The sequence below is a fragment of the Serratia sp. Tan611 genome, from assembly GCF_905188235.1.
Taxonomy (GTDB): Bacteria; Pseudomonadota; Gammaproteobacteria; order Enterobacterales; family Enterobacteriaceae; genus Serratia_B; species Serratia_B rhizosphaerae.
This window is the reverse complement of sequence record NZ_LR994655.1, coordinates 2,528,944-2,545,512: the sequence shown is the minus strand read 5'-3', so window position 1 is coordinate 2,545,512 and position 16,569 is coordinate 2,528,944. Positions and strand designations below refer to the sequence as shown.

Here is a 16,569-nt window from a genome sequence, read left to right as displayed (position 1 = left end):
GGGGCTGGGTAGGGATTCAATGGCTGGTGGTATGTACGATGAATCCACACTAGCCACACAGGGTGGCTGAAATGAGAAGCAATGGGCTTATATCCACCAGATTGCTGCTCTCTGCCGCGGGGCGGAGTATGTTAACATCATCCCGCCGCACGCCAGACAGGCTGGGGATGCGGCGGTTGGAGCGATTGATCCGCGCTGATATTACGGGCTACAGGAGGAAAAATGGGACGCGTATCTAAAGAACAGATGGAACATAACCGAAAAAATATCATTAAAGCGTCCTCAGAACTGTTTCGTGAGCGGGGGCTTGACGGTGTCAGCGTAAACGACATTATGTCGGCCGTCGGCCTGACCCATGGCGGCTTTTATGGCCACTTTAGTTCCAAGGATGAGTTAGAGGCGTTGGCCTGCCGTCAGGCATTTGATGATACGGATGCTTTCCTGGATCAAGGCGAGATGGGCAGCTTTGCACAACTGGTTGAATACTATCTTTCAACGGAACACCGTGATAACACCCGTAGCGGATGTACGGTCTCGGCGCTGGCCAGCGATGTGTTGCGTAAAGATCGTGAAAAGCCGGTTCGCGAGACTTACAAAGCTGGCGTCAAAAAAATGGCAGAGCGCCTGGCCGCGATTGAGGAAGATAAACCGGATACGGCGCCTGCCGACAAGCATCTGACACAGCTAGCGCTGATGGCGGGGGCGTTGATGTTGGCAAGGGCAACGGAAGGGGATGAAATTTCCGAACGTTTCCTTTCGGCAGCAAAAACAGCGCTACTCGGGACAAAGTGAAAGTGGCGTTAAAAATAGTGAAAACTTAAAAATACATTTAGGGGGTATTTTAATTTCAATCGGATGAGCAGATGTTAATAGCCTATAATAGGATTTAAATGAAATATAAAAACATGAAAAACGACGCTTTGATATCTAAAAGCGACAGGTGAATAAATAGTATTTAATATCTGGCGCGCCTCCCTAAAAAATCACGCCGTAATAAAAAATAAAATCAATAGGTTATCCTAAGCAGGTGACAAAACCGGCAGCGATTAATGTTATCCCTCCAGTATTTTTCTCTAAATGAAAATCATATGGTAGCCAATGATTTTACATAACTTATTGATATTTATTGTGTTTTATTGATAGATTCATTCGTGAATGTTGTTGTTATTTGGTGTGTGACGACGGTTTTGTTGAACACCCAAAAACTTTATGCGACTCTGCGGTTGAACTTGTCTGTCATTAATTTTCGAATTAGAAGTTAATCTGTTATCAATAACGGACTAATGACTTAATGACAGAATCAAAAAGACAGCGAATATTCCACGCTATAACCGCGCAGGGGAAGCGCATTCCCCTGTAATTTCGACCTACATCTGGTTAGAACACCCAAACAGGGGGAAGATGGCTATGGATAATATGACGTCCGTCTCGGCAGCCACGCTGCGTAAGGTGACAACCGCCGCAGCGATTGGTAATTTTGTCGAGTGGTTTGATTTCGCCGTCTATGGCTTTCTGGCGACGATCATTGCGCAACAATTTTTTTCGGCAGATCTGCCGCAGGCGGCATTGTTACAGACATTCGCCGTATTCGCCGTGGCTTTTGCACTGCGCCCGCTGGGCGGGGTGATATTCGGTATGCTGGGCGACAAACTGGGCCGCAAGCGTATTTTGTCTTTAACCGTGTTACTGATGGCGGGATCGACCACGATCATTGGTCTGCTGCCCACCTATGCCAGCATTGGCATGCTGGCGCCGCTGTTTCTGACGCTAACCCGCTGTGTTCAAGGGTTTTCTGCTGGTGGTGAATATGCCGGGGCCTGCGCCTATGTGATGGAGCATGCCCCTAACCACAAACGCGCCTGGTACGGCAGTTTTATCACGGTTTCTACCTTTTCCGCCTTTGCCGCAGCGGCGACGATTACCTATCTGCTGGATGCCAGCCTGAGCGCGGAGCAGATGAGCCGTTGGGGTTGGCGTATTCCTTTTCTGGTGGCGGCACCGCTCGGCCTGGTTGGCGTTTATCTGCGGCTGCGTATGGAAGAGACGCCGGCGTTTCGCGCGGCGCTTGCTGAATCCGCCACTGCCCACGCACCGTTAAGCGAGACGTTACGCCAGCAGGCGGGGAATATCTTGCGGCTGGGGGCGTTTATCTCTTTGACGGCGCTGTCGTTTTATATGTTCACCACTTATTTTTCCACCTTCCTGCAACTGGAAGGGCATTTTAGCCGTGCTGCCGCGCTGTTGGTTTCCACCGTTGCGCTGCTGTTTGCCGCTGGAATGTGTCCGCCGGTCGGTGCGCTGTGCGATCGGATAGGGCGCAGAAAAACCGTCGCCCTGACCGGAGTCTGGGTGATACTGAGCGTCTATCCTGCCTGGCAGTTGGCCAGCTCAGGCCATCTTTGGGCAGCGATTCTCGGCGATCTGCTGTTGGCGACCGGGGCGGTATTGTCCGGCGTGGTGACGGCGGCGCTGCTCTCGGAAGTTTTCCCCACCCGAGCGCGCTATACCGCCTCCGCGATTACTTATAATCTGGCCTACACAATTTTTGGCGGAACGGCGCCTTTAGTCGCGACCTGGCTGATCGGCTACACCGGCAGCAGCGTGTCACCGGCATTTTATCTGGCGCTGGTGTCATTACTGGCGCTGGCTGGTGGCCTGGCGCTGCCGGAAACCTCGCGCATTTCGTTGCATGGAGAACAAGATAAACGGTCGGCGCAGGCAGGCTTCAAGGCATTGAAAGCAGGGGGAGAGGGTTAGACGTCTCGTCGAGGTGTATAAGATCCCGGCACCGTCCGGGATCCACACGTTAAGGTGTATCTATCCGACTGAGCTATTGAATAATCTGCATATTTCGGTAGATTGAGAACCCTCTCAGTCAAACCTAGCGGGTTAGGGTAAATGCACAAAAGTGATAACGTAACGCCACGCGCTTACAAACAGGTGGATGTATTTACCACCTCGCCACTACAGGGAAACCCCCTGGCGGTGATCCTGGAAGCGGAAGGGTTGGATGAAGCGCAGATGCTTGCGTTAGCGCGCTGGACCAACCTTTCGGAAACCACCTTCGTTTTCAAGCCGACGCATCCGGCCGCAGATTACCGGGTGCGCATCTTTACCCCTGAAAAAGAGTTGCCCTTTGCCGGGCATCCGACATTGGGCACGGCCCATGCCTTACTGGAAGCTGGTTTGGTGACCAAACAACCGGGGGTGATGATGCAGGAATGCGGAGTCGGTCTGGTGGCGGTCAATATCCTGCCGGAAGGCACGCTGGCGTTTGCCGCGCCGGAGGTCACGCTGCGCACGCTGACACTTGAGGAACGGCAGCAGTTGGCGGCCGATTTTCAACCGGCGGTAATGGCTACAGAGATTCTGCCGGTGGTGGCCGACATGGGCATCCGTTGGCTGATGGTGCGTATGCCAGACGCGCAATCCTGTCTGGCGATGACGCCAAACCAGGCCATGATTAAGAAGATGCAAATTGATTATCAGGTTGACGGCGTGGTGATTTATGGCGCTTATCCATCCGGCGATCCCGCAGATTACGAGATACGGGCGTTTCTGGTTGAGTGGGACAAGCTGGTCGAGGATCCGGTGACCGGCAGCGCTAATGCGTGTCTGGCCCGTTTGCTGCAGACCAATAATTTCCCCGACGGTGGTGTAACAGCACAAGGATATCAGGTCCGGCAAGGCACTCAACTGCATCGCGAGGGCCGGGTCAGCGTAAGTTTTATTCGCGATGAGCCGTGGATTGGCGGTCAGAGCTGTACGCTGATTGAAGGGGTGCTGAAGATTTAGGTGTATTTGGTGAGATTAAAAACGCTGAACGAGCTAATTGCTTATACGTAGCGGTTCAGCTGCATCTGCCGGCAACGCGTAATTTCTCAGTGTGATGCCGTTGATAAGGCAATCCGTCACGCTTTTCGATTACGCACGATATTTTCAATCTGCTCCGTATGCCGCTCTCCCCACTGACAGAGCGGTGCTAACGCGCGGGCCAGAGAGTCGCCGAAACCGGTTAAGGCGTACTCAACCCTGGGCGGGATTTCGCCGTAGTCGGTGCGCTCAACCACGCCATCTTGCTGAAGTTCTTTCAGCTGTTGAATCAATACCTTATCGCTTACTTTTCCAATAGCGCGCTTCAGCTCCCCGTAACGATGTACTTTATGGGCGAGGTAAAACAGTATCAGCGGTTTCCACTTTCCGCTTAGTACCGCCAACGACGCTTCCAGACCGCAGTTGAATTTTTTATTTAGCATAAGCTCTCATTCGCCGGGTACTTACCAAAAGGTGCATACTATACTAAATATTTAACTCTGTTTATGCTAGGGCTTTCCACTGTTGAGGAGAGCGTTATGAGCAGATTAGCGGGAAAAATCGCGGTGATTACTGGCGGAAATAGCGGTATCGGTCTGGCTACGGCTAGGCGCTTTGCCCGGGAAGGCGCTCAGGTGATCATCACAGGGCGACGTCAGAAAGAGCTTGATGAAGCCATTGCGCTGATTGGTCATGAGGCGCTTGCGATTCAGGGTGACGTATCAAAACTGGCCGATCTGGAGCGTATTTTTTCTCATATCCAGCAAGTGAAAGGAAAAGTTGATGTCCTTTTCGCTAATGCGGGCTTGGGTGAGCTTCAGCCGCTTGGCGCGATTACCGAGGAATCGTATGAGTATACGTTTAACGTTAACGTCAAAGGGACGCTGTTTACCGTGCAAAAGGCACTGCCGCTTATGTCGCAAGGCGGTTCGATTATTCTTACCGGCTCGACAACTGGCTCAATGGGCACGCCAGCATTTAGCGTTTACAGCGCTTCGAAAGCAGCAGTCCGTAACTTTGCCAGAAGCTGGGCGCTGGATCTGCAGGGAACAGGGATCCGTGTAAATGTCCTTTCACCTGGCTCCACAGCGACGCCAGGGCTGTTTAATGTACTGGAAAGCTCAGGGAAAAAAGAGAGTTTGTTGGCCAATTTCGCGCAGGAAGCGCCGCTTGGACGCATTGGTGATTCGGATGAGATCGCCGCCGTTGCCTTATTCCTGGCCTCTGACGAGAGCAGCTTTATGACTGGCAGCGAGGTCTTCGTTGACGGTGGTCTGGCGCAAATTTAAGGATACTCTGTATAAACCTGTAATGCCGCTCGGCAGACATAGCGCTGCCGGGCATAAATAAGCCGTGCGTTTTGGTGAAATCTGCAGAGGTAAGATAGCCATTCATTCTCAGATTTCACGTAGCGCGATCAAAATAGGAGGGCGTTTTGACCGATTATTGCGGGCTTTTGTCGGTACTCCAGTCATTGGAGATTCAGCTGCATCTGCCGGCGATGCGTAACAACACAGAGATCGTTGGCGAGTTGCTGCATGATGAGTTTGAAGAAGTCGGTCGTTCAGGACGGCGCTATGACAAACGGCAAACCGTTGCGGCGCTGGCAACGGAAACTGAGCAGCTGCAAATTTTCGCCGAAGGGTTCCAGCTGACGATGATTAGCGAAGGCGTCGCATTGCTGAGGTAAAAAGTTTTCAGCGTGATACCAGTGGCAAAGTTGTGCGTCACACGGAACGTTCGTCAATCTGGCTGCTATCATCATCAGAAAAAGAAGCTCGTTGGCAGATGCGTTTTCATCAGGGCACGCCGATCGATGATTAAGCCTGGAGAAAATCTTTAAACCAGAATGATGGCCAAGGGATAAACCTTAGCAAATACTGTCGAAGACATCGAGCAAAGGTTGAAGGTGAGGTGAGATAGAGCACCAAGAGATAGCCGGGTGCGCATCCATCAATCCAATTTAACATAATATACATTATGCGCACCTAGGTGCCGGTACACGGAATCTGTGTCTTTGGGCTTTATCATGGGTTTTCTACGTAATCCCACCTTTCTACATTCTATCCGGCAGATTCACTTTTTCCCCGGATCGACATCAACAGCTCAACCATATTCTGCGGATAAACAACTTCGCAGGTTGTTTTGAGTTCTTCCTCACTCCACCAGTGATGCTCGCTGATAACCTGCTTTTCATCATGGCTCCAGTTGTCACCATTGATCTGATGGTTAGCCACCCGCACGACGAAAAACCTTTCTTCAGCTTTTACTGTTTCACCGCTCGGTAACGTCATAACGAAATTTCGCTGTGCGACGCTTGCACCTATCTTGTCGCTTACAATGCCGGTTTCTTCCCACAGTTCTCTGATGGCCGCTTGCTCAAATGACTCGCCGCATTCAACGCCGCCACCCGGCGTTGCCCAATATGTTCTTCCTGCCAGCGCATCGTTACCGTGCGTAAACTTGAACAGTAAAATGCACCCTGACGGATTGATAACTAAAAGCCTGGCTGCAGGCCGTGATCGCATACTTTCTCCCGATTGCGCTACGTGAATTCTGGTAATCATTGGCTACCTTACCTCTACAGATTTCACCAGAACGCGTCATTTTTTTAGTGCAATTTATGCTCAACTCTGCCAGTTGCTCATCTCATCCAGGCCGATAATTGATGGTCTACACCATGATATACACGGCTTGATAGCAATTATGGTGACCGGGAGTTTTTTATGTTAACTTAACGGAATTAACCATGATAAATCATGTAGATAGATATTCACCATTCATAAATTAGGCTATACCCGATAATGATAAACCACATTAAAAAGAGCCTTGAACTGGGCGCTGCCGTCGAGAAGCAGATAACAACGGACGATCCCCAGCATCTTGAGTCTGTTAAAGATGACTTAAAGGAAAAAATGGGCGCGCCGGTGGGTTTGCATACTGCCGGCGTGCCGTTAATCTTCAGCGCACTCTTCGCGCTTCTCAGCTTTGCCATACCGCAGCTATCCATTTGGGATACGATTTTCGGCTGGATGGAATGGCCTCAACATGCTGTCTTTATAGGAATAATTATAACCGGGTTGGTCTACTGTCTATTGGTTTTCCCATCGCTAACGCTTGTTTCCAGAGGCTGTTTGCCGGCACTGAAATTTTATCTTGTGCTGTTGTTGTTCACTGCGGTGCTGGCCGTGTTGTATTTGCTCTGCACCATCATCATGTTGCTGTCCGGCATTGAAAGCCATATGGGATTTCTGATCGGCGCGATCATCGGATTCGTCTTTATCCTTGCAAGTGTCAAATGCCTCAATAGCGCCATGTTGGTTAAAACCATGGCATTCTATTTACATAACCGCGTATGGCGCCGGCAGCTCAAGATCCATCACCGCCAGTTGACCAAACGGAAATGATGGCCGATCTCCGTAATACAACATCGGGATGCCTTGCATCCCGCCTGGTTTAAACGGACCCTTCTTTTTCGATTACCAAGATCCGGGCCTCTCCCTGTGGATGCGCTACGTGCTCGCACCCGACATTGGCATAAAAAATATCGCCGGCATTAAGCAGCACTTTTTTGATCTCGCCTTGCTGTTTGTAATGCATCTCTACGCTGCCGTCCATCACGGCAAAAACCTCTTGCCCGTCATTGATGTGCCATTTATAGGGTCGATCGGTCCAGTGCAGACGTACCGTGGTGCCATCAAAGTTGGCGATATTGAGCGCGTCCCAGGCCCGATCTGAAACAAACTCTTTGCTGATATATGTCTTCATTAAGTAAGTCATCCAACTGATTTATTGATTAAAACCACGATTTCATACTTTACCCCTGGAGCGTGCAGATTGGTATCATTCAGTAGATTTATCAAACCAATGGCCGGCGCTTCACCCTGGCGTAATCATGACTGGCCCTTGCCCCTTGCATTTAACATAACTCCTGATTTTTGCATCAAAAAAGTGACATTGTCACCATGGCGTCATCCTGCCTTTACCCCAATCAGATCAAATTTTTGTGTGATTTATCCGTTGGTTCGCCAGTTTTCATCTACGTTTAAGACGTAGCGTCAAAAAATGACTTAATTCGCCGCCTGCCGGAGAGCCAACGCTGCGCGCCGCCAGGTAAGGCGGCACAAAATTTCATTATCTATCAAACAGTTGAAGATAACCTCTGAGGATGCTATGAAACTGAAACCTCTTATCCTGTGTATGATATTGGCCGGTTCGTTTTCGCTATCTCCCGGCGTGTATGCAGCCGATGACGCCAGGAAGGATGCCACCTCGGCGACACAAAAAACCAATGCCGAACTCTACGACCAACTGCCCTTCTCCGATAAAACCGATTTCAGCGATGCGCATAAAGGGTTTATTGCTCCCTTGCCTGCTGAGGTGATTAAGGGCGAAGCCGGCAACGTGATCTGGGATCCGCAGCAGTACGCCTTTATCAAAGAAGATGAAAAATCGCCGGCTACCGTCAACCCCAGCTTATGGCGTCAGTCGCAGCTGATTAATATCAGCGGGCTGTTTGAAGTGACCGATGGTGTCTACCAAATCCGCAACCTCGATCTGTCAAATATGACCATTATCGAAGGTAAAGAAGGCATCACGGTGGTCGACCCGCTGGTCTCTGCAGAAACGGCGAAAGTGGGTATGGATCTCTATTATAAGAACCGCGGTAAAAAACCGGTGGTGGCGGTGATTTATACCCACAGCCACGTTGACCACTACGGTGGCGTACGCGGCGTGGTCGATGAGGCGGACGTCAAAGACGGCAAGGTGAAGATCTATGCGCCGGCCGGCTTTATGGAAGAGGCAGTCTCGGAAAACATCATGGCCGGCAACGTAATGAGCCGCCGGGCGAGCTATATGTACGGCAACCTGCTGAAAGCCGATCCTAAAGGCCAGGTTGGCGCAGGTCTCGGCACCACCACCTCCGCAGGCACCGTGACGCTGATTGCACCAACGGATTACATCACCAAAACAGGTGAAAAACGCACCATCGACGGGTTGACCTACGACTTTATGATGGCGCCCGGCTCTGAAGCACCGGCAGAAATGCTGTGGTATATCGAAGAGAAGAAACTGATTGAAACCGCAGAGGATGTCACCCACACCCTGCATAACACCTATTCACTGCGCGGCGCCAAGATCCGTCAGCCGCTGCCTTGGTCTAAATATATCAACGAGGCGCTGACCCTGTGGGGCGATAAGGCGGAGATTATCCTGGCACAGCACCACTGGCCAACCTGGGGCAATGAGAACGTGCAGAAGCTGCTGCGCAGCCAGCGAGACCTGTATCGTTATATCAACGACCAGACGTTACGTATGGCGAACCAGGGGCTGACGCGCGATGAGATCGCCGCCAACTTTAAACTGCCGCCCAGCCTGGAAAACACTTGGGCAAACCGGGGCTATTATGGCTCCGTCAGCCATGACGTGAAGGCAACCTACGTGCTCTATCTCGGCTGGTTTGACGGTAACCCGGCGACGCTGGATGAACTGCCGCCGGAAGAAGCGGCGAAGAAATTCGTCGAATATATGGGCGGCGCCGACAGCATCCTGCAGAAAGCAAAAGCGGACTTTGACAAAGGCAACTACCGCTGGGTGGCGCAGGTGGTCAGCAAAGTGGTGTTTGCCGATCCGCAAAACAAAGCGGCACGCGAGCTGGAGGCGGATGCGTTAGAGCAACTGGGCTATCAGGCAGAATCCGGGCCGTGGCGTAACTTCTACCTCACCGGCGCCCAGGAGCTGCGCAACGGCGTGATGAAGCTGCCGACGCCAAACACCGCCAGCCCGGATACGGTGCGGGCGATGACGCCGGAAATGTTCTTTGATTATCTGGCGGTGCACATTAACGGAGAGAAAGCGGCCGGCGCCAAAGCGGTGCTGAATGTCGATCTCGGCGACGATGGCGGCAAGTATAAGCTGGAGCTGGAAAACGGCGTATTAAACCATACCGCCAATGTCCAGGCGCAAGACGCCGATGCCACCCTCACCCTGTCGCGCGACACGCTGAATAAAATCATCCTGAAAGAGGAAACCCTGCAACAGGCTGAGAAAAACGGCGGGCTGAAAATCAAAGGCAGCGCTGATAAGGTCAATGAACTCTTGAGTTATATGGATAAGTTCGAGTTCTGGTTTAATATTGTTACTCCGTAAGGAATAGCCAGCGCCCTGCGGGGCGCTGGCTACGCATGTTTTCACCGTTTGAGGAAAGAGATCATGATAAAAACATGGGTGTTATCCGCCGCTCTGCTGCTGCCCGCCTTTGGTGCAACCGCCGGAGCCTACGACAGCCTGGCCTTTGCGCTGAATCAGCAAACGCTGATTAACGATCTGCGCGCGCACTGCCAGATCGCCAAAGAGGTGTCGGACGAGAAGATCAAATCGGTATTTATCAACAGCAAGGAAAACCACGACGCGCTCAGCGCCACCGCCAGCGCGTTGAAGAACCACCAGCAGGAACGGTATCAGCAACAGCTGAAACGCATTCACTGCCCGGACTTCACTCAGCAGTGATAATCAGTATGACCAGCGATCGCGCCCGGCCTGCTTGGCGCGGTACAACGCCTCATCGGCCTCGGCAATCATCTGCGGCGGCGTCAGCCGCCCGGCCGAGGCGGCAATTCCCAGGCTGACGGTAACCAACCGGCTGACTGCCGATGCGGCATGGGGTAATGCCGCCTGCTCTATCCGGGCCCGAATCCGTTCGGCAACCTGCGCAGCCTGCTCCGCATTAGCGTGCGCCAATACCAGGGTGAATTCTTCCCCGCCGTAGCGGGCAACCAGATCTTCCGGCGTTCTGACCGCCGCTGCCAGCAGCGCGGCGACGTCCGCCAGGCACGCATCCCCCGCCTGATGACCATAGCGATCGTTGTAGTGCTTGAAGTAGTCGACGTCGACCATGATCAGGGCGAACGGTACCTGTACGGCGCACAGGCTGGCGAGATGGGATTCCAACGCCCTTCTGTTGGCCAGCCCCGTCAGCGGGTCCTGCAACGCCAGCGTCTCCAGGCGAGAGATCAGCAGTTGGTTTTCCTGATAGCGTGACCAGGCTTCATCAAACCAGCGCAGCAAGGTCTGACGACCGTAAATCACAATAACGGTGAAGATCAGCCATATCACCGCAAAATGGCCGTTGACGCCATGATTAAGCTGAATGCTGGCCAGCGGCGTGATAAGCCACAGCGGAGTAAGAAACAGCGCGAACCCCGGAGGATAAAAATAGAGTGAGGTCATGCCGGTCAGCATCAGTATGCATACCAACGGCCAGGCGAACGGCAACTGCCAATAAGCCACGAAGCCAAAACAGCTGATAGCCCAGAGCACGCCCAGCAACGGCAGCAGCAGTAAGGCCCACAGGCGGACACGGCGACCGTCGCCACCTTTTCCGATGCGGGAAACACCCCACAGAACAAGTGACAGCGTCACTACTGTCGCCATCATGCCATCCATAATAAAGGGGATAACGGCGCCGATATGCAGCGTGGCGTCGAAACCGGGGAACAGCAGATTACGCAATACCACCAGCATGGCGAAGGCGATATTGATGGACGCCAGCCAGGGAAGACTGCTGCATATCGCCTGGTTGACCATATCATCCCGATGCGCCAATACCCCGGGTTGTCGCCGTTTATTCTCTTTTCCCATATCTACGTTCTGCCGCTAGCCAAGGTTATCACGTTCCCCTTCCCTTAACGCCAAGAGCCGGAAGGTCACACGGAGATAATTCTCCATTATTCTCCGCGTATTTTCCTGTTTTAGCTTAGGTAAGACGTTGCGGAACCGCAATGATGGGGCATTCTTTATCAGAAACGCGGGTTACATGCGAGGGAGTGCGGAAACATGCCGGACAGCGCTTCCGGCATGTCAATTTACGCTATGGCGTTACTTGCTCAGTTTTGCCTTGGTGGGCGTGGCGGTAAAACTGACGTCACTACAGCTGAAGAAAGTTTCCCGCGCCGGATCGATACGTTCCCACTGCACATAGAGCAAAGTGTGTTGACCGTTCACCCGATCCTGCGGAATGTCCACCTCGATCTGATAGACCCCGGCATTGTCACCCGGCGGAACAATCACCTCGGTCACCGTCAGCGGTTCCAGTACGCCCCAGCTCAGCGTTTGCGTGGTTGGATCGAACTCTTTTTTGGCGATATAGATATTCCACTTACTGGGTTCGTGGATCTTGGTGGCGTCATAGTACAGCGTTGCTTTGCCGTCTTTGACCGTTACGCTGGAAACCTGCCAATCCTTATGCGGCTGGTCGATACCTTCAAACTTGGCCACCCCGGCGGAGCACAAATGGCCATCGGGCACTTTATCCGCCGGCGAGCTGGTGCCCTCCAGGTTTTGCGAATAGGCCGGCCATTCGACAAACATCTGCCGGCGTTCCCAGACCGGGATGCTGTCCTGTTTAAACAGAAAAGCGGCGCGGCAGGCGGCGTTGGGTATGTTGGAACCGTCATCGGGGTAGTTATAGCCGCCGTCGTTCTCGCAAATCACCTGACGCGCCTTGGGGATCTGCGTGGCGCCATGCTTGGGGCCAATACTTTGTTGGACTTCACTTCTCTTACTGGCCTCCTCTGCCTGAGCGGACAACGAGCAGGTAAACGCCAGCAGTGCACATAATGACAAGGTCTTGGTGCGGTTACTCATCGGGTACTTTCCTTATGCGAACGTTCCCGCCTTCAGGGAATGAAGGCGGAGCTTGATACGGCAGGGGTAATAACTGCCCTGCCACCTACAAAAATCCGCATGGTGTTGAAGTCATGAATAACAAGCAAAGTCGGACAAGGAATATGACAGTTTCGTGACGCCAGCTTACTGTAGGCCAGGAGTCAGGAACGCGCAAACTTGCTTCTGCGCACCAATTATTCGCTGAGTAACGGTTGTCGGTTGACGTCAGTGAAAATTCAGAGCTTTCTGTCTGTCGCTCTCCTGGCGTTATGCATATGCCCTTTCCTTGTTTATCCGTGGCTCAATCAATAACTTTTTGCTCTATGCCTGCGCACTTTATATCGTCGAATAAAGCCTTATTATTTATCCCAGAAAAGGTTATCGAAGAAATAAATGTGGTTTATAAATAATCGCTTAGCCTTTGTTGCGGCCGCCCAACGGGGCGCCTTTTATCACTAAACGATAAAAAACTCGTTACAAGACAATATGTTGCAAAAAAGTAACAGTTCGCCCTCTTGTTAAACCCGGCGCGATTCTGTTATGGCGCATATTTTCGGCCACAAAATCAACAACGTATTGATTCATATAGGGAAAATCTAAACAAAATTAAACAAAATAAATGATTGAGCCACAGGTTAAAAACAAATATATTGGGCGCGCTTTTATGCAGAGCAAATCATTTGTTAATTCAATTATTCAATCAGGCGTTGTCAATAACCCTGGTTGTAGGAGTGATATGATGACGGATAAAGTCCGTATTGATACTTTAGGTGCCGATTCATTTAATGGAAACAACGAAACCTATTTGGCCAGACAGGCTGAATTTGAATCAAACGTTAGGAGTTATCCTCGTAAATTGCCATTAGCGATTGCGAAGGCTCAGGGTGTCTGGCTGACCGATGTTGAAAACAAACAATATCTTGATTGCCTGGCCGGCGCGGGTACGCTGGCGCTGGGCCATAATCATCCTGATGTCCTGCAGAGCATCCAAAATGTCATTACCAGCGGCTTGCCGTTACATACGCTCGATCTGACTACGCCGTTAAAAGACGGCTTCTCTGCCCACCTGCTCTCTCTGCTGCCGGGTCAGGGGAAAGAGTACTGCCTGCAGTTCTGCGGCCCTTCTGGCGCCGACGCGGTGGAAGCCGCGCTGAAACTGGCGAAGAAGCACACCGGCCGCAGCGGCGTGATCAGCTTCTCCGGCGGCTACCACGGCATGACCCACGGCGCGCTGTCGGTCACCGGCAACCTGTCGCCGAAAGAAGCCATCAACGGCATGATGCCGGAAGTGCAGTTCATGCCTTACCCGCATGAATACCGTTGCCCGCTGGGTATCGGCGGCGAAGCCGGCGTCAAGGCGCTGAGCTACTACTTCGAAAACCTGATTAACGACGTTGAAAGCGGCGTGCGTAAGCCAGCGGCAGTGATCCTGGAAGCAGTTCAGGGCGAAGGCGGCGTGAACCCGGCGCCGGTCGAGTGGCTGCAGCGTATCCGTAAGGTGACGCAGGAGCACGGTATTCTGCTGATTATCGACGAAGTGCAGGCCGGCTTTGCCCGTACCGGTAAATTCTTCGCCTTCGAGCACGCCGGCATAGAGCCGGACATCATCGTAATGTCGAAAGCGGTCGGCGGCGGCCTGCCGTTGGCGGTGCTGGGCATCAAGAAGCAGTTCGACGCCTGGGAGCCTGGCCACCACACCGGCACCTTCCGCGGCAACCAGCTGGCGATGGCGACCGGCCTGACCACGCTGAAGTACCTGCAAGAACACAACATTGCCGACAAAGTGGCCGCTCAGGGCGAATGGCTGAAAGGCAAGCTGGCTGAACTGCAGCAGCGTTACCCGGTGATTGGCCACGTACGCGGCCTGGGTCTGATGCTCGGCATCGAGATCGTCAAACCGCACGAAGCGCCGGATCATATGGGCAGCTACCCTGCCGATGGCGAGCTGTCCGCGCTGCTGCAGAAAAAATGCTTTGAAGGCGGCCTGATTCTGGAACGCGGCGGCCGTCACGGCAGCGTGCTGCGTCTGTTGCCTTCCCTGCTGATCAGCAATGAAGAGCTGGGCGTATTCCTGGATAAATTTGAAAACGCTCTGTTGAGCGCGGGCGTTAAGCCTGTCTGAGTGGAGTTGAACGCAATGTCCAAGTCAAACCCGATCCTGGCCGGTTCAGCGCAAAGCATTGAAGCCTACCAGCAGGCGATCGCCCAGAGCAGCGAGGCGGTGGCACAGTGGCTGCAGCAGCCTGAGATGTATCAGGGTAAAACCGTGGCCGAACTGCGCGAGCGCATTCAGCTGGACTTCAATCCGCAGGGCCTGGGCAACCAGGCGGCGATTGAACGTGCGGTTGAATACTTCCTGCAGGACAGCCTGGCGGTACACCATCCGCAGTGCGTGGCGCACCTGCACTGCCCGAGCCTGGTGGTCAGCCAGGCCGCCGAGGTACTGATTAACGCCACCAACCAGAGCATGGACTCCTGGGATCAGAGCCCTTCCGCCACCATCATCGAGATGAAGCTGGTCGAATGGCTGCGTGAACGCGTGGGTTACCAGCCTGGCGACGCCGGCGTGTTCACCAGCGGCGGCACCCAGAGCAACCTGATGGGGCTGATGCTGGCGCGCGACGCCTTCTTCGCCCGTCAGGGACACTCGGTGCAGCAGGACGGCCTGATCGGCGATCTGCGTAAAATCAAAGTGTTCTGCTCTGCCAATGCCCACTTCTCGGTGCAGAAGAACATGGCGCTGCTGGGCTTCGGCTATCAGTGCGTGACGCAGGTGAAAACCGACGAGCGCGCGCGGATGGATCTGAACGATCTGGCGGAAAAAGTGGCGCAGGCGCATGCCAACGGCGAACAGATTATGGCGATTGTCGCCACCGCCGGCACCACCGACGCCGGCGCGATCGACCCGCTGCGTGATATCGCACAGATTGCGGCGCAGCACCAGATCTGGCTGCACGTTGATGCCGCCTGGGGCGGCGCGCTGCTGCTGTCCGAGCAGTACCGCCACTATCTGGACGGTATTGAACTGGTGGACTCCATCACCCTGGACTTCCACAAGCAGTTCTTCCAGACCATCAGCTGCGGCGCGTTCCTGCTGAAAGAGGCGCGCCACTATGAGCTGATGCGCTATCAGGCGGCTTACCTGAACTCCGAGTTTGACGAAGCGCAGGGCGTGCCGAACCTGGTGTCCAAATCGCTGCAGACCACCCGCCGTTTTGACGCATTGAAACTGTGGATGGGGCTGGAAGCGCTGGGGCAGCAACAGTACGCCGAGATTATCGATCACGGTATTACCCTGTCGCAGCAGGTGGCGGAATACGTCAACGCGCAGCCGACGCTGGAACTGGTGATGCAGCCGCAGCTGGCCAGCGTACTGTTCCGTTCACGTCCGGCACTGCTGGCGGACGACGCCGCGGTGGCGCTGCTGAATCAGCGTATCGGCGATAACCTGCTGGAATCCGGTCAGGCCAACGTTGGTGTGACCGAATTTAACGGCGTCACCTGCCTGAAGCTGACGCTGCTGAACCCGACGGTAACGCTGGACGACGTCAAGCGCCTGCTGGATCTGGTAGACAGCGCCGCACAGGGGCTGGCAAACGCCTAAGCGCCCTGCCGACAGACAACAAGCCGATAACCCAGGTTATCGGCTTTTTTTATCGCCTTACGGCTCTGCGCCGGCGTTCTGGCCGTTGCGCGCCAGATTTTGCTCCATCTCATCCAGCGCCGCCTGATTATCCAGCCCCCACTGATACATCTGCTCAATCGGCTGCGCCAGCGTGCACCCCAGCGGGGTCAGCGAATATTCCACCTTCGGCGGCACTACCTGATACACCTTACGCTCAATCAACCCGCGCAGCTCCAGTTCACGCAATGTCTGAAACAGCATCTTCTTGGAAATGCCCTGCAGGCTGCGCTGCAGTTCACCGGTGCGCGCGCCCGGCTGCGGCCAGTGCCACAGCGCATGGAGCACCATGGTGCTCCACTTGACGGCAAACAGCGACATCAGCCGGCGCGGCGCCGAGTCGGCATAAAAATAGACTTTCCCATCGATCCAATCCGGCATCGGAGACTCCTGAATATCATGGTTAC

16 protein-coding genes are annotated in these 16,569 nt (G+C 53.6%); 10 read left to right on the top strand and 6 right to left on the bottom strand.

Annotation, left to right across the window (positions count from 1 at the left end):
* The first annotated feature begins 222 nt into the window (after positions 1–222).
* The 3 genes from TAN611_RS11975 (at position 223) to TAN611_RS11965 (ending at position 3,795) form a co-directional block, all read left to right on the top strand.
* A complete protein-coding gene (locus TAN611_RS11975; RefSeq protein WP_197949531.1) occupies positions 223–792 on the top strand; it encodes a TetR/AcrR family transcriptional regulator in 570 nt (189 codons plus the stop codon).
* A gap of 615 nt (positions 793–1,407) precedes the next feature.
* Positions 1,408–2,757 (top strand): MFS transporter, encoded by a 1,350-nt coding sequence (locus tag TAN611_RS11970; protein WP_203066491.1) that lies wholly within the window; start codon positions 1,408–1,410, stop codon positions 2,755–2,757.
* 141 nt (positions 2,758–2,898) lie between these two features.
* Positions 2,899–3,795, top strand: coding sequence for a PhzF family phenazine biosynthesis protein (locus tag TAN611_RS11965; protein ID WP_203066490.1), 897 nt, complete (start codon positions 2,899–2,901; stop codon positions 3,793–3,795).
* A 116-nt stretch (positions 3,796–3,911) separates the two neighbouring features.
* Here TAN611_RS11965 and TAN611_RS11960 read toward each other — a convergent pair whose 3' ends face one another.
* Positions 3,912–4,256 (bottom strand): helix-turn-helix domain-containing protein, encoded by a 345-nt coding sequence (locus TAN611_RS11960; RefSeq protein ID WP_105231198.1) that lies wholly within the window; start codon positions 4,254–4,256, stop codon positions 3,912–3,914.
* 96 nt (positions 4,257–4,352) lie between these two features.
* On the opposite strand from TAN611_RS11960, the gene TAN611_RS11955 reads away from it, so the two are divergent.
* Together TAN611_RS11955 and TAN611_RS23680 are read left to right on the top strand one after the other, a co-directional pair.
* Complete coding sequence (locus tag TAN611_RS11955) at positions 4,353–5,102, top strand: SDR family NAD(P)-dependent oxidoreductase (RefSeq protein ID WP_197949528.1); 750 nt, start codon at positions 4,353–4,355, stop codon at positions 5,100–5,102.
* Between the two features lie 146 nt (positions 5,103–5,248).
* Positions 5,249–5,503, top strand: coding sequence for a DUF4440 domain-containing protein (locus TAN611_RS23680; protein WP_370576224.1), 255 nt, complete (start codon positions 5,249–5,251; stop codon positions 5,501–5,503).
* Positions 5,504–5,876: 373 nt separating this feature from the next.
* On the opposite strand, the gene TAN611_RS11945 is transcribed toward TAN611_RS23680, so the two are convergent.
* The gene (locus TAN611_RS11945) at positions 5,877–6,341 is read right to left on the bottom strand and encodes an NUDIX hydrolase (protein ID WP_203067781.1); all 465 of its coding nucleotides are present in this window, start codon (positions 6,339–6,341) and stop codon (positions 5,877–5,879) included.
* 276 nt (positions 6,342–6,617) lie between these two features.
* On the opposite strand from TAN611_RS11945, the gene TAN611_RS11940 reads away from it, so the two are divergent.
* Positions 6,618–7,220, top strand: coding sequence for a hypothetical protein (locus TAN611_RS11940; protein ID WP_203066489.1), 603 nt, complete (start codon positions 6,618–6,620; stop codon positions 7,218–7,220).
* A 49-nt stretch (positions 7,221–7,269) separates the two neighbouring features.
* Here TAN611_RS11940 and TAN611_RS11935 read toward each other — a convergent pair whose 3' ends face one another.
* A complete protein-coding gene (locus TAN611_RS11935) occupies positions 7,270–7,581 on the bottom strand; it encodes a cupin (RefSeq protein WP_111737064.1) in 312 nt (103 codons plus the stop codon).
* A 405-nt stretch (positions 7,582–7,986) separates the two neighbouring features.
* Here TAN611_RS11935 and TAN611_RS11930 point away from each other — a divergent pair, with 405 nt between their 5' ends.
* A complete protein-coding gene (locus TAN611_RS11930; RefSeq protein ID WP_203066488.1) occupies positions 7,987–9,963 on the top strand; it encodes an alkyl/aryl-sulfatase in 1,977 nt (658 codons plus the stop codon).
* Positions 9,964–10,026: 63 nt separating this feature from the next.
* The gene (locus TAN611_RS11925; RefSeq protein ID WP_197949522.1) at positions 10,027–10,323 is read left to right on the top strand and encodes a YicS family protein; all 297 of its coding nucleotides are present in this window, start codon (positions 10,027–10,029) and stop codon (positions 10,321–10,323) included.
* A 3-nt stretch (positions 10,324–10,326) separates the two neighbouring features.
* On the opposite strand, the gene TAN611_RS11920 is transcribed toward TAN611_RS11925, so the two are convergent.
* Positions 10,327–11,454: a GGDEF domain-containing protein gene (locus tag TAN611_RS11920; protein ID WP_238404463.1), complete on the bottom strand. Its 1,128-nt coding sequence runs from the start codon at positions 11,452–11,454 to the stop codon at positions 10,327–10,329.
* Positions 11,455–11,691: 237 nt separating this feature from the next.
* Entirely contained in the window at positions 11,692–12,459 is a 768-nt protein-coding gene (locus TAN611_RS11915; RefSeq protein WP_105231192.1) for a lytic polysaccharide monooxygenase auxiliary activity family 9 protein, read from the bottom strand.
* A 757-nt stretch (positions 12,460–13,216) separates the two neighbouring features.
* Between TAN611_RS11915 and TAN611_RS11910 the strand changes: the two genes are divergently transcribed.
* Entirely contained in the window at positions 13,217–14,602 is a 1,386-nt protein-coding gene (locus TAN611_RS11910) for a diaminobutyrate--2-oxoglutarate transaminase (RefSeq protein ID WP_172606278.1), read from the top strand.
* A 15-nt stretch (positions 14,603–14,617) separates the two neighbouring features.
* Complete coding sequence (locus TAN611_RS11905; protein WP_203066487.1) at positions 14,618–16,084, top strand: aspartate aminotransferase family protein; 1,467 nt, start codon at positions 14,618–14,620, stop codon at positions 16,082–16,084.
* Positions 16,085–16,141: 57 nt separating this feature from the next.
* On the opposite strand, the gene TAN611_RS11900 is transcribed toward TAN611_RS11905, so the two are convergent.
* Entirely contained in the window at positions 16,142–16,543 is a 402-nt protein-coding gene (locus tag TAN611_RS11900; RefSeq protein WP_105231189.1) for a helix-turn-helix domain-containing protein, read from the bottom strand.
* Between the last annotated feature and the right edge of the window lie 26 nt (positions 16,544–16,569).